General features: G+C 39.3%; 20 protein-coding genes and 1 pseudogene. 12 read left to right on the plus strand and 9 right to left on the minus strand.

Annotated features, from left to right (window positions below):
- Window positions 1-11 precede the first annotated feature (11 nt).
- The 9 genes from CJ263_RS19600 (at window position 12) to CJ263_RS19640 (ending at window position 7,589) form a co-directional block, all read left to right on the plus strand.
- Window positions 12-884, plus strand: coding sequence for an SDR family oxidoreductase (locus CJ263_RS19600; protein ID WP_094998824.1), 873 nt, complete (start codon window positions 12-14; stop codon window positions 882-884).
- Window positions 881-1,267, plus strand: coding sequence for a hypothetical protein (locus tag CJ263_RS19605; RefSeq protein WP_094998825.1), 387 nt, complete (start codon window positions 881-883; stop codon window positions 1,265-1,267). The genes CJ263_RS19600 and CJ263_RS19605 overlap by 4 nt, the downstream gene beginning before the upstream one ends.
- On the plus strand, window positions 1,264-1,881 hold the full coding sequence (locus CJ263_RS19610; protein ID WP_094998826.1) for a CatB-related O-acetyltransferase: 618 nt from the start codon (window positions 1,264-1,266) through the stop codon (window positions 1,879-1,881). Before CJ263_RS19605 ends, CJ263_RS19610 begins: the two co-directional genes overlap by 4 nt.
- 217 nt (window positions 1,882-2,098) lie before the next feature.
- On the plus strand, window positions 2,099-2,743 hold the full coding sequence (locus CJ263_RS19615) for a hypothetical protein (RefSeq protein WP_094998827.1): 645 nt from the start codon (window positions 2,099-2,101) through the stop codon (window positions 2,741-2,743).
- A gap of 92 nt (window positions 2,744-2,835) precedes the next feature.
- The gene (locus CJ263_RS19620; protein ID WP_094998828.1) at window positions 2,836-3,795 is read left to right on the plus strand and encodes an alpha/beta fold hydrolase; all 960 of its coding nucleotides are present in this window, start codon (window positions 2,836-2,838) and stop codon (window positions 3,793-3,795) included.
- A gap of 162 nt (window positions 3,796-3,957) precedes the next feature.
- Complete coding sequence (locus CJ263_RS19625; RefSeq protein WP_094999327.1) at window positions 3,958-4,563, plus strand: hypothetical protein; 606 nt, start codon at window positions 3,958-3,960, stop codon at window positions 4,561-4,563.
- 47 nt (window positions 4,564-4,610) lie between these two features.
- Window positions 4,611-5,750, plus strand: coding sequence for a serine hydrolase domain-containing protein (locus CJ263_RS19630; RefSeq protein ID WP_094998829.1), 1,140 nt, complete (start codon window positions 4,611-4,613; stop codon window positions 5,748-5,750).
- Between the two features lie 117 nt (window positions 5,751-5,867).
- Complete coding sequence (gene ypfJ, locus CJ263_RS19635) at window positions 5,868-6,758, plus strand: KPN_02809 family neutral zinc metallopeptidase (protein WP_094998830.1); 891 nt, start codon at window positions 5,868-5,870, stop codon at window positions 6,756-6,758.
- A 267-nt stretch (window positions 6,759-7,025) separates the two neighbouring features.
- Window positions 7,026-7,589 carry a mycothiol transferase gene (locus tag CJ263_RS19640; protein ID WP_094998831.1) on the plus strand — a complete coding sequence of 188 codons (564 nt, stop codon included), beginning with the start codon at window positions 7,026-7,028 and terminating at the stop codon, window positions 7,587-7,589.
- A 232-nt stretch (window positions 7,590-7,821) separates the two neighbouring features.
- On the opposite strand, the gene CJ263_RS19645 is transcribed toward CJ263_RS19640, so the two are convergent.
- Complete coding sequence (locus tag CJ263_RS19645) at window positions 7,822-8,997, minus strand: tetratricopeptide repeat protein (protein ID WP_094998832.1); 1,176 nt, start codon at window positions 8,995-8,997, stop codon at window positions 7,822-7,824.
- 347 nt (window positions 8,998-9,344) lie between these two features.
- Here CJ263_RS19645 and CJ263_RS19650 point away from each other — a divergent pair, with 347 nt between their 5' ends.
- On the plus strand, window positions 9,345-9,815 hold the full coding sequence (locus CJ263_RS19650; RefSeq protein ID WP_094998833.1) for an FKBP-type peptidyl-prolyl cis-trans isomerase: 471 nt from the start codon (window positions 9,345-9,347) through the stop codon (window positions 9,813-9,815).
- Window positions 9,816-9,953: 138 nt separating this feature from the next.
- Here the strand turns inward: CJ263_RS19650 and CJ263_RS21415 are convergent.
- Window positions 9,954-10,031 (minus strand): annotated as a pseudogene (locus CJ263_RS21415) (FKBP-type peptidyl-prolyl cis-trans isomerase); the annotation flags it as partial.
- 309 nt (window positions 10,032-10,340) lie between these two features.
- Here CJ263_RS21415 and CJ263_RS19655 point away from each other — a divergent pair.
- The gene (locus CJ263_RS19655; protein WP_094998673.1) at window positions 10,341-10,565 is read left to right on the plus strand and encodes a phosphate ABC transporter substrate-binding protein; all 225 of its coding nucleotides are present in this window, start codon (window positions 10,341-10,343) and stop codon (window positions 10,563-10,565) included.
- Between the two features lie 50 nt (window positions 10,566-10,615).
- Here CJ263_RS19655 and CJ263_RS19660 read toward each other — a convergent pair whose 3' ends face one another.
- Together CJ263_RS19660 and CJ263_RS19665 are read right to left on the minus strand one after the other, a co-directional pair.
- Complete coding sequence (locus CJ263_RS19660) at window positions 10,616-11,407, minus strand: AAA family ATPase (protein ID WP_094998672.1); 792 nt, start codon at window positions 11,405-11,407, stop codon at window positions 10,616-10,618.
- A 14-nt stretch (window positions 11,408-11,421) separates the two neighbouring features.
- Window positions 11,422-12,003: a recombinase family protein gene (locus tag CJ263_RS19665; protein WP_094998671.1), complete on the minus strand. Its 582-nt coding sequence runs from the start codon at window positions 12,001-12,003 to the stop codon at window positions 11,422-11,424.
- 267 nt (window positions 12,004-12,270) lie between these two features.
- Here CJ263_RS19665 and CJ263_RS19670 point away from each other — a divergent pair, with 267 nt between their 5' ends.
- The gene (locus CJ263_RS19670; protein WP_094998670.1) at window positions 12,271-12,978 is read left to right on the plus strand and encodes an urease accessory protein UreH domain-containing protein; all 708 of its coding nucleotides are present in this window, start codon (window positions 12,271-12,273) and stop codon (window positions 12,976-12,978) included.
- Here CJ263_RS19670 and CJ263_RS19675 read toward each other — a convergent pair.
- From CJ263_RS19675 to hypF, 5 genes are all read right to left on the minus strand, one after another.
- Window positions 12,975-14,069, minus strand: coding sequence for an NHL repeat-containing protein (locus tag CJ263_RS19675; RefSeq protein ID WP_036382160.1), 1,095 nt, complete (start codon window positions 14,067-14,069; stop codon window positions 12,975-12,977). The two genes, CJ263_RS19670 and CJ263_RS19675, sit on opposite strands and share 4 nt — an antisense overlap.
- Window position 14,070: 1 nt before the next feature.
- Complete coding sequence (gene hypE / locus CJ263_RS19680) at window positions 14,071-15,132, minus strand: hydrogenase expression/formation protein HypE (protein ID WP_229702477.1); 1,062 nt, start codon at window positions 15,130-15,132, stop codon at window positions 14,071-14,073.
- Between the two features lie 10 nt (window positions 15,133-15,142).
- Complete coding sequence (gene hypD, locus CJ263_RS19685) at window positions 15,143-16,237, minus strand: hydrogenase formation protein HypD (RefSeq protein ID WP_036382157.1); 1,095 nt, start codon at window positions 16,235-16,237, stop codon at window positions 15,143-15,145.
- A gap of 97 nt (window positions 16,238-16,334) precedes the next feature.
- The gene (locus CJ263_RS19690; protein ID WP_036382153.1) at window positions 16,335-16,610 is read right to left on the minus strand and encodes a HypC/HybG/HupF family hydrogenase formation chaperone; all 276 of its coding nucleotides are present in this window, start codon (window positions 16,608-16,610) and stop codon (window positions 16,335-16,337) included.
- Between the two features lie 3 nt (window positions 16,611-16,613).
- On the minus strand, window positions 16,614-18,875 hold the full coding sequence (gene hypF, locus CJ263_RS19695; protein ID WP_094998669.1) for a carbamoyltransferase HypF: 2,262 nt from the start codon (window positions 18,873-18,875) through the stop codon (window positions 16,614-16,616).
- Between the last annotated feature and the right edge of the window lies 1 nt (window position 18,876).

Here is an 18,876-nt window from a genome sequence, read left to right on the forward strand (position 1 = left end):
TTTTATTAGTGATGAAACATACCAACGTATTATTGGCAGGCGCTACAGGCTATTTGGGTGGTTTCTTATTGAAAGTCCTCATCGAAAGGAAAAATCAGGTCGTAGCCATTGTGCGCAATCCCAATAGCTTGCAAAATGACCATGAGAATTATTTGGAAATAAAACAGGCCCAAGTAACACAACCTGAAACCTTACGGGATATCTGTAAGGGCATTGACACCGTAATTTCCACAGTGGGCATCACCAGGCAAAAAGATGGTCTTACCTACATGGATGTAGATTATCAGGCCAATATGAATTTATTGGAGGAAGCTAAAAAGGCGGATGTAAAGCACTTTGTGTATGTGTCCGCCATTAACGGGGACAAACACCGCAATCTAAAAATCTTTGAAGCCAAGGAAAAGTTTGTGGATGCTTTGAAAGCTTCTGGATTGCATTATACCATCGTACGGCCGAATGGTTTTTTCTCGGATATGAAGGATTTTTTGGAAATGGCGAAATCGGGACGTGTTTATTTGTTTGGTTCTGGCCATCAAAAATTCAATCCTATCCATGGCGATGACCTAGCAAGGGCCATTTTAGATACTTTGGATGAGGGCAACAAAGAATTGACCATTGGAGGTCCGGATGTTTTAAGCTTGAATGAGATAAGTGAACTCGCGCTAAAAACCTTGAACAAGCCCATTAAAATTGTGCATTTGCCGGATTGGTCCAGAAAACTGACCGTTTGGTTTTTGCGAACTTTTACCAGTGTCAAAACCTATGGACCCATCGAATTTTTTCTCACCTTAATGGCAGAGGATTGTATTGCCCCCTGTTTTGGGACCCATCATTTGGAGGATTTTTATAAGGAAGTAGTTCAAAACAGTATAGAACCAAAATGAAAAAAATAAACGTTTTTGGAAGAATTGCGCTGGGTATTGTAATGGCCTACGTTCTATTTCATACACTGATTTTATTGCAATTCATCCCATCCCATGTGGTTTGGGGAGGAAAAATAGTGGAACCCAAAACGATCCTAATTTTAGAATGGGTAGCACTTTTGGTCCTCCTGTTTTTAGGCAGTTTGATTTTAATGAAAACCAAAGTAATTCCCAACAAATGGCAAGAGAAAGCCCTAAATAGATGGTTATTGGTGTTTTCCGTATATTTTGTGCTCAATACCCTTGGGAATGTACTGGCGGAAAGTATTTTTGAAAAAGCGCAAGCCTTGCTTACGCTTATTCTAGCGCTAAGTCTGTTTAACCTGTCCAAACGTAATCCATGAAAGCTCCGGACCCAAATACCCGCTTCCCCTTATCAAACTACGATACGCTTTGTTTTCTGAAAAACATCGTTACAAATCCGAATATCATTGTTGGGGATTATACCTATTACGATGATTTTGAAGATGTTGCCAACTTTGAAAAAAACGTCAAATACCATTTTGATTTTATTGGGGACAAGCTCATCATTGGGAAGTTCTGTATGATTGCCTCCGGTGCTACCTTTATTATGAACGGTGGCAATCATCTCACCGAAGCCGCAACGGCCTATCCCTTTGCCATATTTGGAGGTGCCTGGCAAAACGCCATGGAGGGTAAAAGCTATCCTACAAAAGGGGATACCATTATCGGCAATGATGTTTGGATAGGTCACGGGGCAACGATTATGCCGGGAGTACACATAGGAGATGGTGCCATTATTGCCACAAAGGCGGTGGTTACAAAAAATGTGGAACCTTACACCATTGTGGGTGGTAATCCTGCAAAACCAATTAAAAAACGCTTCTCCGAAGCTACCATTTCCAGATTGTTGGAACTACTATGGTGGGATTGGGATATAGAAAAAATCACCCAAAATCTAGGGAAACTTACAAGTAATCCTGAAGCGTTGTTTTAAAAACCTACATAGTATGTTACAGAGGGCTTAACACTGAAAATGTTAAGCCTTTTTTTGTCCCTATAATCTTGTATTTCCCCTATACAAAAACCTAGAAATAGTAGGGGAAACAAAAAGGTTTGGAATCATAATTCAGGACGATACGCCTTCCTGTGTACAGTTTCTTTGCCTCATCAATTCATTACAAATCAAAAACGAAAATTAAAAATACATTACAATGAAAAAACTATTCATCATCGGTCTAACACTTTGCACGTTAAGTGTTTTTGCTCAAAGTAACAAGGAATCTATATTGAGTAATGATTCCGATTATAAGTACAGGGTGAGCTTTCCTGCCATCATCCTAGGTAATATTGGTAAAGGAGGCGAAAGAACCAATACACAACATATTGAGCTTCATGTGAAGCGCGAATTGGATTCCAAAAACATCATCGGTGTAAAATTCGCCACTTGGAGATTGTTTCAGCCCATGGGCATACAGTGGTGGGATGGCCTTAAAGACAAAATAGATTCAGAAAGTGAATTCTATCCCGGCTACCTACGTGAAACGGGTATTGGAATTTCATACCAACGCATGCTTTGGAAAGGATTGTTCGCTACGGTAGAAGTTTTACCGCAATACAAAACCTATCTAGACCTCAACAATGAAAAAATAGCCAATGGATTCAAACTCTACACGTCTTACCATTTGGGTTATCATATTGCTTTCGGAAAAAAGAAGCGCATTTTTATTGAGCCCCAAGTCCATTTTCAAAATTGGATGTTCGATACCAATACCCCGGACGCCTTTAAACAATTGGACAATCGATGGAAATCCTATTTCCTTTTTGAACCGAATCTATACGTTGGAATCAAATTTTAAAGATAATCCTAAAGTGATACAGTCCTCTATGGGACATCAAGTAAGACTTTGGATTATAGTGATTTAACAACCTTTTTTTTAGCTACAACCTCATGAAATATCTATTAACAGTAATTTGTATTGCGCTATCCTCTACTTTATTCGCGCAGAGTCCTAGGCTGGATTCAACACGTGTGGATACTACCCAATTTGTGAAAATTGGGGGCAGTAAGCAATTCATCAGTATCAAAGGGAATAAAAGCAATCCCCTTCTGCTGTATCTACATGGTGGACCCGGAGCGGCGAGCTCATCCCACAGGGAACAAATCACCCATATTCTGGAAGAACATTTCTTGGTGGTCCATTGGGACCAAAGAGGGTCAGGAAAATCATCGCTCGGTAATTTAATATCGCCCACCCTTTCGGTTATGAAACAAGATGCCGAGGACATCTTGGAATATCTATTGGAAGCGTTTCAAAAAGACAAAATGATAGTGGCAGCCAATTCTTGGGGAACCGTTTTAGGGTTCCATTTGACATCAAAATATCCAAATAAAATAGCCTCATTGGTGGCCATTAGTCCCGTAATAGATAATCAAAAAAGTCAAGATGCGACCCAAGCCAAACTGATAAAGCACTACAGGGCACGGAACAATAAGGAAGCCGTTAGGCAACTTAAAGCTGTACATATACCTTATGAAAACGTCGAGGATATGGCCGTTCAATTTAAATGGATCAGTGATTACAAGGGAACTCCCATTTCAGAAAATGAATTTGTTCAATACATGAAATTCTTTAAGGAATGGGAGGCACAATGGATGGCCCTTTATAAAGAACTGTATAGCATTAACGCATTAAAGCATCTAACCCTTTTTAAAATCCCAGTGTATGTATTCATAGGGGAGGACGATCTAACCACCGGTTTTGAACTCACACAAAAATTTTATAAAAAACTAGAAGCACCCAAAAAGCAACTGTTTCGGCTGAAAAATGTGGGACATCAAATACCGATGTACAAATCGGTAGAAATGCAAAACTTGATATACCATGTTTTGGCGAAGGCCAACAAGTAATCAATCCAAAGTAAAAAGAATAGTTAGGTTTCAAATTATAATTCAATACGATTTTCTTGAATAGGTACCCCAACTTTGTAACATCAATTTAAAACAATCAAAAAACGAACAATCATGAAATCAAAGATTCACGAATACCTATTAAAATTAAATAACAAAGGCATGAGTAAAACAATCAAAAAACAAATCGTATTAAAAATGGCTTGTGTAGCCTTTGCATTCGTATCAAGTGTAACCTATGCACAAAACGCACATTCAGAAACAACAACACAGAGGGATGGTCTCTTCATCGAATTCCAAGTAGGTGGGGGCATTATCGGCATAGAGGATAGTGCTGGTAATCAAACGTTTGACAAAGCTCAGGGAACGTTCGTTTTTCCAGATTTAAAGTTCGGCCACATGTTGAACGATAATCTCGCCATTACGGTCTCTTTACCGGGAAACATATACGAATTTCAGGACAATGACAGACATTTTGGAGGCTTTATACCGTCCCTACAATATTGGGCAAATGACCGTTGGTGGATTCATGGAGGTATAGGTTTGGCCATAGATTCACCGGCACTCTATGACATTAAGGACAACGAAAATGATGATTGGAATTTTGGATGTGCCGTAATGGCCAGCACGGGTTATGAAATCTACAAAAAGAATAATTTTGCGCTGAACGTGCAGTCCAAGCTGGTAATGGGCAGGGCATTTTTAGCCGGAGATGCGCATAGGGACGCAGTAAGCCTTAACATCGGGCTAGGGTTCAGTTGGTTCTAACAAGGGACTATTTTAAATGAAGTATCTTACATAACGAAAGCAATACAATGAAGAATAAGGTAATACGAACCATAGTACTTTTTGTTTCCATATGTACTTTTGGTCAGCAGACCGCAACTCAAAAGATTGCGGAATTATTTGCGACCGAATTGGAAAAGGAACCTATCAAAAGTGCTTTTCTGCACGTCTATTCCAAATCCAAAGGAATTGATGTTCGGTTGGCGGAAAGTACCGTGAATTCGGAACATGCCATAACCATCAATAATCCATTTTACACGGCCAGTATTACCAAAATGCTCACGGCTACCGCCGTAGGCATGTTAAAGGATGAAAAGAAAGTGAATTTTGAGGATAAGATTGCACAATTTTTGCCAAAATCATTGATTGAAAAGCTGCACGTATTGGATGGAAAGGACTACTCAAAAGACATTACCATCGCCCATCTTTTACAACATAGATCGGGGCTGCCGGATTATTTTACGGACAAAACCGTAGATGGTAGTCCCAATATCATTAATCAACTGTTGATGGATACGGATGAGTCGTGGTCACCCGAGGAGATGATTCGGTTTAGCAAAGAAAAGATGAAACCTCATTTTGTTCCCGGTGATGGCTATCAGTATACGGATACGGAATATGTGCTGTTGGCACTGCTGGTCGAAAAGGTAAGCGGCCTTTCCTTGGATGAGTTTTTTAAACAGCATATTTTTCAGCCTTTGGGGATGGAGTCTTCCTATATCAATTTAAAATCATTATCGCTGAAGAATGAACGCCCCATGGCCAAATTTTATGTCGGCGATACGGAAGTATCATCCATTAAAAGTTTAAGTGCCGATTGGGGTGGGGGAGGTTTGGTATCCACAACCCAAGACCTGATTACCTTTCTTGAAGCCTACAACACCAATAAACTGGTAAAGAAGAATACACGCCACACGATGCAACAATGGGTATATGAAACGGTAGGCATGGAATACGGGTATGGGATACGAAAGGTATCTTTCAAAACACTTTTTGATGATGACACAAACTTGGAAGTAATGGGGCATACCGGTAGTACTGCATCGTTTTTATGGTATTGCCCTCAATTGGACACTTATATTACAGGCACTTTAAACCAACTGGAAGCGTCCAAAAGTACCCTGAATTTGGTTTACGCTATACTTAAGATATTAGAAAACCAGCAATAGAAGCTTTTATCTTCAATCAATTTTTTAGGGCAAAAAAATCTTTCCTTAGGTTAATTTCCCTCATTGAATAACGGCCATATGCATTATATTTGATTTAATTATTTAAAAATCAACAGTATGAAATGGCAAGGTAGGCGTCAAAGTTCAAATGTCGATGACCGAAGAGGTCGGTCCAGTTCCGAAAGGGGTTTTGGCGGATTTAGTCCGAATTTACTCGGTCCGATCATTAGACTGCTCTTTTCCAAAGTGGGTTTGATCATTGTAGGTCTGTTCCTTGTATTTTCATTTGTTACCGGAAATAATCCATTGACCCTGATCAGTAATTTACTTAGCGGCGGGGTAACGCAATCCGCTCCTTCAGGAAATTATGAAGGAACTCCCGAAGAAAATAAACTGGCCGACTTTAGTGCCGTTGTCTTGGCGAGCACCGAAGATGTTTGGAACAACACCTTGGAAAATTACCGCGAACCAACATTGGTGTTATTTTCAGGATATGTATCCTCCGCCTGTGGTTCCGCATCCAGTGCCACCGGTCCGTTTTATTGTCCCGGGGATGAAAAGCTATACCTGGACCTTAGTTTTTTTGAGGAAATGGAACGCCAGTTGAACGCTCCTGGCGATTTTGCACAAGCTTACGTCATTGCCCACGAAGTAGGGCACCACATTCAAAATTTAATGGGAATTACCGATAAAATCGATAGGCTCAGAGGTCAATTAAGTAAGACCGAGTTCAATAAATATTCCGTACGCCTAGAGCTACAGGCCGATTTTCTGGCCGGGGTGTGGGCCAATCGTTCCAAACAGCTGATGGAGAGCGGTGATCTCCAAGAAGCCTTGAACGCCGCGAATGCCATTGGGGACGACCGCCTACAAAAGCAATCTTCAGGTAGGGTAGTACCCGATTCCTTCACACATGGCACTTCTGAACAACGTATGCGCTGGTTTAAAAAAGGGTATGAAACCGGGGATATTTCCCAAGGCGATACCTTTAGCGCGGAATCGCTTTAGCGCATTCTTCGGATAAATTAAAACCTCCCCCTGAGCGACCTATACCAAGTGGAGTCAAGGTAAGCTGAAGGATAGGAGGGGAGTAGCATTTCTATGTAGCGCGATAGTATAGAAGCGACCATACTGTGTTAAAACCGTGTCAAAAGGATTGATAATCATGGATATTGGTAGGTAATCGATTACCTTCTACCATGTTTTTTCTGTATGACCAGAAATAGTACGTTTAAAAAGTGATCCATATCCATTTACTAATTCGAAAATGACACTATGAAACCCTTGAAAACCAGAATCAGCCTTTTACTTTTATTATTACCGATGGTGTTGTTGAACGCACAAGGGGAATTAAAGTCGGTTGAAGGCTACTCGCCAAACATTGGTAGCATGGTCTATATGTTGGAAGACTTAAAAGACCGTATTACCGAACAAGTTAAAGATTTGGACCAATCACAAACCGATTTTTTATATGATTCCAATCCGAATAGTATAGGGGCCTTAATTATGCATTTGGTATCCACAGAATCCTATTATCAGGTAGCTACCTTGGAGGACAGGGAATGGACAGAAGATGAGCTTGCAAGCGTTGGTGTTGCGGGGGAATTGAATGCAAAGGTAAATAGTATGCTCAAAGGTGAGCCTATTGGGTACTATTTGGATTTATGGGATGCCGTCCGTAAAAAAACGTTGACCTTACTCAAAACCAAGGATGATGCCTGGTTCGCCTCGAATATAGAGGAGGGATTGAACTACCATTATATCTGGTACCATGTCATGGAACATTCGGCCAACCATATGGGGCAAATTGGGACCATAAAGAATCGATTACCCAAGTGATGTATTTGTATAATGCACCGGAGTACTTATTGGCACTAAATTTTCTTTAAATTTTTCTTCTAAAACCCCCTTCTCAAAAGGTAATGAAACCGAAGAATAAGGTTAGGCGGTAGCCAAACTTCATTTAAGGTTCACGAATACCTTTAAAAAAACAAATAACAAGCAATGAATAAACACTTATTATGCGACTCGACAGTAGGAGGGGAGTATAATGTGTGTGGAATGGCTCGGATTACTTCAACTTACTCTTGGCTTCAGCAATTCTATTTTTGATTTCATATGTGTTGGCATCCAGTTTATATGCTAATTCAAACTTTTCTAAGGCCTTGGCATAGTCTCCAGAATCATAGTAATAGATGCCAATGTTCATATGAGCATATGAATTGTCTTCGTCCAATTCCATCGACTTTTGTATATCCTTAAGACCCTCTTCGGTTTGCCCAAGTTTTATTTTTGCAAGTCCTCGATTGTTGTAAGGATAAGCATGTTCAGGCTCTAATTCAATTGCTTTATCAAAGTCAATTATTGCCTTTTCGTATTCTTTCATCAAATTGAAGGTGTAACCTCTATTATTGAGTGTATAGGAGTTGTTGGGATTCAATTCTAAAGATTTCTCATAATCTTGTATCCCGTGAGAAAAATCTTTTAAGTAAGATTTTATTAAACCTGAGCTATTATAATCATTAGAATCGAAGTTTTTTCGGTTCTTTTTTTCTTCAAACTCCTTATTGACAACATTTGCCTTTTTATAATCATAGGCGTTTAAAAAAGAAGAAATAGTGAGCCGATAAATAAAATCTTGTTTATGGCCAGATTGTAAAATTCCACAAAAAACTTTACCAGCCTCTTTGAATTCTTTTTTATTAAGCTTTTCTACTCCTTCTAAATATTCAGGTGGCAAGTTCTTTAATTTAATGAGGTTAAGAATATTTTGACCGTCATTAAAGGTAGAAGTCCCATCGTGTAAATTAATCGGTTCTTTTCTTGGAATTAGGTTAGCGAAAAAATCGAAGTATGTTGATATCCCAAAGAAAAATAAAATGACTTTCCAATCTTCATTTATATCTGAGAAAAATACAAGATATGTTATAACACCGGCAAGGACTAACGACATAATTGGCCCCATAAGAGTTATGAAAATTTGATTGTTGATGGAAACTCTTTCATCATGCATTTTACACAAACCGAGCTTCCAATGGAAGGGATTTTTTCTAAAAAACAATTCCAATCTCCACATTTGAACTCTAAAACCGTTCTTTGGGTTACCATAAGAACCTAGATATAATGTAACCTTACCATTTGTTAAAAGAAGTGCGGGAATTCCATGACCTAATTCATGGACAAGGGTTGAAATGGGGCGAAGAAAAACAACAAATACAAGTAGAAAAAAAAGATAAGTATAAAACATTTGTATTTGGTTTTACTCTGTCTGGTTCGGTACCTAAAACTAAGAAAACGTATTGTTCCCATCAAAATTTTGATAATCATATATCTGATATTATATCAAATGCAAGCATGCGCCGTTTTACGATATAGACATATTTGTACTATAATTTATATTATGTAAAATAGAATATTTAAAGCGTAGGTTTTCTTCATACTCATTGCCTACCTATTAAACTCTCTAAAACAGAGAACAAATAATTCTTTTGCAAATTATTAAAGGGTTATACGCAACGTTTCATCAAACTGTTAATCTTATCTATTAACGAATTACTATTTAAAACACGAACTATATTAGCTTAAAAATCCAAAATGAAAAACATTACTTACCTTTTACTTTTAGTGCTGATTACTTCATGTAATCTAGATTCCGGTAATGAAGTTTATATTGACCCCGTAGATTATACAGCCTTAAATGACAAACAAATTACAGACTATTTAACGGCCAATGATCTAGAAGCTGAAAAAACAGCATCGGGGCTTTATTATACAATTGAAAACCCCGGTGATGGCGCACAACCCACTGCAACTTCCAATGTAACCGTTGCCTATAAGGGCTATTATTTAAATGGAACGGTATTCGACCAAAGTCCAGAAGATGGGATTACCATTGGACTCAATCGGGTAATCAAGGGCTGGACAGAGGGTATCCCTTATTTTAAAGAAGGCGGAAATGGCACTTTATTCATACCCTCACATTTAGGATACGGTAGCTATGATTATAACGGTATTCCAGGTGGGTCCGTACTTATTTTTGACATTAAACTACTGTCAGTCAATTAATTATTACCTATTCATAGATTCATCATGTGTCGGCATCGAGTTTAATTTATACATATATTTCACATGAATGCAATGAATTCTGAGCACAAAAAAACCGCCCGAGTAGGGCGGTTTTTATATTCTTGGGTAAATAATCAATTATTTTATCTCCAATAACTCCAACTCAAAAGTTAGGTCTTCACCAGCTAAGGGGTGATTGGCATCTACAATAATATGGCCTAGTGACCTCATAGCTGCATAAAACGACAACTTAGCTCACAGGTACTGAAAACACTGGCACTTCTTATACAATGGTTACATCTCAAAAGTTGGCCAAAAGTCCAATTGGATTAACCAAACTACTATTCTGCAAATGCTTAAGAACATTCGTTTGTTTCGGGATTACACTACCATTTCATAGCTTTTGAATATAACTTGTGCCCAAACTGTTTTATGGACTATCTTTACGGAAATCAACCGATTATGTTTCTTTCCAAATTCCTAAAAGGCTCAATGTTTTAAGTATTCACTTAAAACATTGAAATCGTGAAATATACGAAACGATTTGAAAGGGCTTTTGGACTTACCCCTGAAGGACATATTGATTTTCCAAAGAAAATATCCAATGTTCGTTTATCAAGGATTGACAACTATCTTAAGATGGGTGGCTGTTGTTACTGTTTTCCCCACGGGATTGAAACGACCAACTCGAAGTATTCAAAACGTACCAGGAACTGGAAAAAACATAGGAGAAACCAATACAAGGGATAAATGGTGGTATCCATTTTTTGACGGCACCGCATATTATAATACCGGACTTTCTACTTGAAAAACCTCAAATAGCTTTCTGGACTTTGCAGGAACGACCTTGTAATAGTGTAATGTTCTGTCTCCTCCAAAGATACTTTGTTCATTCCTTTGTCGGTCACCTCATATATATTGGCTCCGGGATATGCCATAAGCATAGGTGAATGTGTAGCTATAATGAATTGGGACATATGGGATTTAAGATGTTCTTGGATAAAATAAAGCAAGGACAACTGTTTGGATGGTGACAAAGCGGCCTCCGGTTCATCCAATAGAAATATCCCGTTTCCATTTATAGTATCGTCCATTATCTTCAGGTAGGCCTCCCCATGAGAAAAACCTTGTAGATCCTGACCATAGTTCAATCGCATTCGATAAATCTGATAGTTTTGGTTGTCCTTCATTTCTTGGATGATATGGTCTGGAACTTCTCCATAAATATCCTTGAAGGATTCATGGAGCCTGGCATCCTCTCTGTCGATACTGTTCAAGAGGTCACCAAAGTCCTCTGCCCTGAAGAAAAATCCTCTGGGTTTTTCAATTTTCCAATCTAAATGCAGATATGGCGTCAACGAACGGGCTGCCTTGAAACAATTTTTACCATACCCAAATCCATCCATATGTGGTAATTGTAAACGAAGTGCCAATGTTTCGAGCAATGTGGACTTTCCGGTACCGTTATCACCTATAATAAAGGTAACAGGTGCGGATACATCAACGTCCTTTGCAAACTTTATTGCACTGACATCATAGGGAAACGGATGGGTTCTTTCTGTAGTTATGCTAAGTGATGTGAGGTAAGACATAGCCTTGTCTGAGATTAACTACTTGATTTTGACGAAAGTTCTTTTTCTACTCTATAAAAAGAGGTCTTACCGATTTTTGCCCGTTTGCAGGCCAAATCAATCGATACTCCTTGATTCCCGTACAGATGCTTGGCATAATGGTACTTTTCGATTGTTTCAATCTTCGACCCTTTGGGCCTGCCCAACAACTTGTTCCGCTTTCTTGCATTATCAAGCCCCACCTTTGTGCGTTCACTGATAAGGTTGCGTTCGAATTCCGCAACTGCCGCAAAAATCTGTAATAAAAATTTACCGTTGGCCGATGTGGTGTCGAATTCCGGTTCGCTCAAGCTTTTGAAATGTACCCCTGCCTCATTGAACCTATCAATAAGTTCAACCATATTTTTCAGCGAACGGAAAACCCTGTCGTTTTTATAGGTAAGGATAGTGTCCCCCTTTCGCATATATCTCAGCATTTCGTTCAATCCTTTTCTGTCGTCCCGGGTACCGCTTGCTATATCCTTATAAATTTTCTCACAACCAGCATTTTTTAACAGATCGATCTGTGCTTCAAGCTTTTGCTCGGGTGTCGATACCCTGGCATATCCTACTACCATTTTTAGTTCCGTAAAAGGTTATATAACGAAACTACTAAAAAGAACGATAAATGGAACTAGGATAAGATATTTTTTTAGGGCATTTCGGTTGTACCGAAAAACGGCCGATTAATAGGACCATAATTATGATTTATAACGGCCTAGGATTTTCACTTTAAAGAGCTAAATAATGAAATGTATATTTTGTAACAACGTAGAGCGAATTGAAAAGCGTATCAGAAACAATTTTGACAAGAAATTTCACTACATTGTTCTTTTGTAAATCGAATGATGAGCTTTCCTTTACTTGCCGGTATTGCAGCTTCAATATTACATGTGGTTTCAGGACCAGACCATTTGGCTGCGGTTACCCCTTTGGCGATTGAAACGAGACGAAAAGTCTGGAAAATAGGTTTGTTCTGGGGTTTTGGACATCTGACCGGAATGCTTTTGATAGGGTTGCTTTTTCTCCTATTTCGGCAATACATTCCAATAGAGAAAATATCGGAACATAGTGAACAGCTAGTTGGCGCCGTTTTAATTGTCGTGGGACTCTGGGCATTATACAGTATTTTCGGCAAAAGAAAAAACCACAAACATCCGCATGTGCACAATGCGGAAGAGCCCTATATTCATATACACGAACATGAGCATGACAAAAACATGCTAAACCATGGTCACGCTCATAGCAAAAAGGTTAAGCAAAATCAATGGACTTCTTTTGGGATTGGGGTTTTACATGGACTCGCAGGAATAGCACATTTTGTTTTACTCCTTCCGGTATTGGGATTTGAAAATAAATTTGATAGTATTCAATACATCATTGGCTTCGGATTAGGAACACTATTGGTTATGACGATTTATACATTCTTACTTGGACAATTAGCGAGGTACTCCAAAAAACAAAACAGTAAATCTCTTTTTAAAATGGTGCGCTTATCGGGAGGAGTTTTCGCAATTGCTATAGGTGTTTACTGGCTGTATCTTAGTCTTTAGAGCTTTAAATCCGTTATCACTACCCGATGATTTCCAGTATCGGCAATGATTAGTTTATTTTCTTTTGTAGTTATTGAAAAAGGCCAATACAAGGAGCTTGAAGTTCCCATCAAGGTTTCTTTATTTTCGCTTCCTGTTTTAAAATCTCGTTTCCCAATGACCGCTGTTGCTTCGGGATTGTTTTTCGTTGGGATTTTATCAAACCATAATACTCTACTATTCCCAGTATCATTTACTAGTATCCCGTCTTTATAGAAACAAGCATCATATATCCAGTTTAACGATTTTGAAGAGGGAAACAAGCCAAACTGATTTTGTCCACAAGCATCAAAATCGGCTTGTCCAATAATACTATCCGCTGGTTTTGAAAATGCTTTGTCAGCATCATTCCAAACTAATGAACGGTAGAATTGAGTGTCGGCTACGACCATTTGTCTTTTGGCATTTACCTTAACGGAATAGGGCCAAATGGGTTCATGATTTTCATAATCCCTGTTCGTGAAATCCGGTTTTCCTATGACTTCATCCGCCGGAGCAAAATTGGTCATTGGAATCCCGTCATAGAACAATATCCTCCGATTCCCTGTATCTGCTATCCAAAGGCTTTCTCCATCTGAGAAAACTCCGTACGGCCAGTTTAAGGTTTGTGCAGAAGGGTCGTTTCCAATACCCGAAACGTTGGGTTGATTTGATTCAAAATCGGGCTGCCCCAACACTACATCCGCTGGCTGCCCATTTTGAGTGGGTAACGAATGCCAAATAAGCACGCGATGGTTCCAAGCATCTGCAACGATAACGATAGTGCCATTGCTCCATATTCCCGATGGATAATGTAATGTACTTGCAGTTGCAATTCCACCCGCATTACGACCCGTTTCTGTGGCATCGACCTGACCCAAAACAATATCGGGTTCTTGATATTCTGTCTTGGGAATTTCATTCCAGATAAAAATGCGATTACGCCCCGTATCGGAAACAAAGAGTTTATTCTCCATAGTAAAAACTCCTCTTGGAGCCAAGAATGGCATTTCCTCGGAACCTTTAAAAACATAAGAATCGGTAACATGTTTGCCTAGCGTTTCAAAATTCATATTAACAAATTCTAGGCAATTGTTCTCCGGGAAGCATACTTATAACCCTCTTACCTCCTATTGCACTTTCCATAATGACTTGTTTGGGATGTTCCGCAACGACGCTTCCTATAATACGAGCATTTTGACCATTCTCATCTTCTTGCAAAGCAGTCAAAACGGCATCTGCTACAGACTCAGATACGAAAGCAATAAAGAGTCCTTCGTTTGCTACGTATAAAGGGTCCAAGCCTAATAATTCGCAGGCACTTGCCACCTGTTCATCCATAGGAAAATCTCTTTGAAACAAGTCGATACCTATTTCAGAAGATTGTGCAATTTCTTTCAATACTGTTGCAACACCACCCCGTGTCGGGTCAGTCAATAAATGAATACTTTCTCCAAACAGCTCAATCAATCGTAGTATGGTATGATTTAGATTGGTGGTATCACTCTTGATTTCAGAGCCGAATTCTAAACCTTCACGAACCGACATGATAGCCATTCCGTGAGATGCAACATTTCCACTAATAATTATTTTGTCTCCTACGGATATATTTTTTACGCGGATATTTGCTTTGGGATGAATAGGTCCGACACCTGAAGTGTTCACGAAAATTTTGTCGCCCTTACCCTTTTCAACCACTTTAGTATCGCCAGTAACGATTTGCACGCCTGCTTTTTCACAAGCGAATTTGATGGCTACCAGAATATCCCAAAATTCTTTTACTGGAAGTCCTTCCTCAATGATAAAACTTAACGAGAGATATTTGGGCGTAGCCCCGCACATTGCCAGATCATTGACCGTTCCGTTTACGGCCAACTCTCCAATATTTCCCCCGGGGAAAAATATGGGAGACACTAAAAAGCTATCTGTAGAAAAAGCCGTTTTGCCATGCAACTCTAAAAATGCACCATCATGGCGTTCGTCGAGGATATCGTTTTTCAGCAGATCAAAAACACCACTATCTAAAAGTCTGTTGGTTAGTACTCCGCCACTTCCATGCCCTAAAGTGATGACATCAAAGTCAAGTTTAGGCATGGGGCATTGCAGCTGCACGCGTATTTTGTTGTTCTCCGGCATTTGGTTTCGATTAAGCTTCAACTAGTCCGGAAAAGTGATAATAGGCAGCACAAGCCCCTTCACTACTGACCATGGGCGCACCAAGTGGATTTGTAGGTTTACACGCTTTACCAAATTGAGAGCACTCAAAAGGCTTTTTGATTCCCTTCATAACCTGACCTGAAATACAGTCTGGGTTTTCAGGTGCCTCTTCAATCGTGACACTAAATTTTTTTGTAGCATCAAACGCTGCATATTTCTCACGAACGGCATAGCCGCTATCAGGAATTTCCCCAATACCCCGCCACATCTGATGTCTAACTTCAAAAACTTCATCAATGACTTTTTGAGCATCACGATTACCTTCCTCCCGAACGATTCTAGCGTATTGATTTTCAACTTCAGACTTACTTTGCTCTAATTGACGGATAACCATCAAAATACCTTGCAGCACATCTAAAGGTTCAAAACCCGTAACCACGATCGGCACTTTATATTTGGCCGATATTGGATGATACTCCGTATTGCCCATTATGGTACATACATGACCAGCAGCCAAAAAGCCATCTATTTTACTTTCCTCATCATCGATTACCGCTTTTATTGCTGGTGGCACCAAGACATGCGATGCCAAAATAGAATAGTTTTTTACGCCTCTACGATGCGCGTGCACTACCGACAAGGCATTTGCCGGAGCCGTTGTTTCAAAGCCAACGGCAAAGAAAACAACTTCTTTATCCGGATTGTCTTCGGCAATTTTTACAGCCTCTAAGGGAGAATATAAAATCCGTACATCGGCTCCTTCTGCTTTTGCTTCAAGCAAACTTTTTTGAGAACCAGGCACTCTCAGCATATCTCCAAAGGAGCAAAGAATCACTCCTTTGTCTGAGGCGAGATACACCGCTTTATCGATTAAATTCAAAGGAGTCACACAAACGGGGCACCCGGGTCCATGAATCATAGTAACCGAATCCGGTAACATTTCAATGATACCATTTTTCACAAGGCTATGTGTTTGCCCACCACAAACTTCCATAATCGACCAAGGTCTAGAAACGGTGTTCTTTATTTCTTCCAAATATTTTTTTGCGAGTTCAGGGTCGCGGTATTCAGACATGTATTTCATCTGTAGATTTTTATTTTTATTAATTGGTCAGATGTAATTCGCTCAATTTGCAAATTGAATGTAATGTTTGTAATGGATCATTTCACGGCAAACGGTTTTAATTAGTTTTTGGCAAATATTCATCTACATCGGTAAGGTCTCCCAGTTCCCCAATCTCTTCCAGATACTTAAACGTTTTTTGCGCTTCTTCTTCATCTACTTTGCTGATGGCAACACCAACGTGTACCAATACATAATCGTCAATATCGGCATCAGGCAGCATTTCTAAACTGGCCTCTTTGGTTATACCGCCAAATAACACTTTAGCCATGCGCACCTTGCCATCATACTGCATTTCAATACTCTTGATTTTACCTGGAATCGCTAAACACATAATTTACTTTTTAATATGCTGATAATAAGATAACTGACCGAACGAAATATTCTCATCGTTACTAGACAATATACGATTAAATTTTAACTTTATTCCCGAATTTTCAGCTAGTTTTATAAGCTTTTCGATGAGTACAGCATTTTGAAAAACCCCGCCACTACAAGCAATACAACTAAAATTATGCTGCTTTGCTATATTAAAAATCACGCGCGCTAGCGTATGAATAAAACTATTCGCAATTCTTGGAATTGAGAAACCATCTACCATAGCTTGATGAATATTTTGAATAATTGTTTTTGTTGGAATGTTTTCAAATACTACCCCTGCTAAAAAATCAACTTCATCATTTCCAACATACATTCTTGCTTGATTTTCTAATAGCATTGCAGCCTCACCTTCATAGCTAGTCACATCTATTATACCCAACAAGGATGCAACCGCGTCAAACAAGCGTCCTACCGATGATGTTTTCAATGGGTTGTTCTCCAACATTTTTAAATAGACTTTCCATTCCGTTTCGGAAAACTTCTTCCTGGCAATTTCCTTTTCTGCATTGGGAAGTATACTGAGAAAGGACAATCTTGGTTCTTTCGCCATTTTATCAGCAGCCAACCAATCATAATATTCAAAGTGAATCAGCCGTTCCATTTCGTGATTTTGATACGTAAAGGACTCGCCTCCCCATATCATATTGTCTTCTCCAAACCCAGTTCCATCCCAAACTAGACCTAGTATTTTTTCTTTGGAATCAAATAAATCGTGTTCGCCTAAAACACTTGCAAAATGGGCTTTGTGATGTTGTATGGAGATATATTCCGCATTCCATTTTTCAGCCAACTCCCTTCCCAAAATGCTACTTTGATATTGTGGATGGGCATCTATCAAAATTACTTCCGGTTGTGTTTGAAACAACTTTTCAAATTGTCCAATACTATTCTGAAATCTTTCGGAAACATCATAGCTATCCAGATTTCCAAGATAAGGACTCATATAGGTATGCGAATTAGGCACAAACGTAAACGTGCTCTTTAAATGGGCACCCATGGCCAGTATCTTTTCGTTTCCCGAAGGTGTCATATTCAGAAAGTTGGGAGCTAATCCACGAGAACGTCGAAGTGTAATTTGATGTTCATCAGTAAACCGAAATACAGAATCATCCTGAGGAAAAGTAACTTCTAAATCGTGATGCAGGAAATAATCAGCCACTCCAGATAGTTTTTGAATTGCTTCTGATTCTTTCGAGATAATCGGGGAGCCATGAACATTTCCACTCGTGGCGATGATCGGAGTACCAAGTTCATCCATCAAAACCGTGAGCAAAGCTGATGATGGTAACATAACACCGAATTGATTCAATCCTGGAGCGATACCATCTTGTTCCAAGTCAGGAATAGACTTCTTCGGGTTCAAAATAACTATGGGAGCTACAGATGAAGTAAGTGCATTTTCTTCTGTAGCACTTAGGTTAAAGTCTTTTTTGATTCTTTCCAAGGATGGATAGAGCAAGGCAAAAGGTTTCGCAGGGCGTTGCTTTTTTTCACGTAAACGTTCTATCGCCGACTTATTATTGGCATCGCAACATAGCAGATAACCATTTGTGTTTTTAAGTGCCAGGATGCTTCCTTTTCGGATGAAGTCGGATGTTTTCTTAACTAGCTCCTTATGGTCTCCATCAAATTGCCTCCCGTCATAATCTTGCAGTTTTAATTGAATCCCACAATCGGGGCAGCCATTCGTTTGCGAATGAAATCGCCTGTCATCAGGATTGATATATTCCGATTGACAAGTAGCACACATTTTAAAGGCAGAAACCGTTGTATTTGACCTCTCAAAAGGAAATTTTGTGGTCGCCGCAAATCTTGGGCCGCAGTTGGTGCATGTGGTAAAAGCATACCCATATCGCCGATTGCTTTTATCCCTAATTTCAGCTTTGCATGATTCGCAAATAGAAAAATCTGGGGTTAACGGAATGTTGGTTTGATGCTTTGCTTCTGAAGGAATTATCTTGAAGCCATCGAATTCTTGAAACGGAATTTCGGAAATCTTATGTGATTGAATGATAGAAATTGATGGAGCATTTTCTAGTAGTTGAACCAGAAAATTAGTTGCTTTTTCTTCGGAGGCATTGATGTGAATTAGTACTCCGTCTTGATTATTGCAAACCGAACCCCTCAATTGAAATTGTTTAGATAAACTATACACAAAAGGACGGAAACCCACCCCTTGTACTTGACCAGAAATAGTAATTTCAAAGGTTTTTTGCATT

Source organism: Maribacter cobaltidurans, from assembly GCF_002269385.1.
Lineage (GTDB): Bacteria > Bacteroidota > Bacteroidia > Flavobacteriales > Flavobacteriaceae > Maribacter > Maribacter cobaltidurans.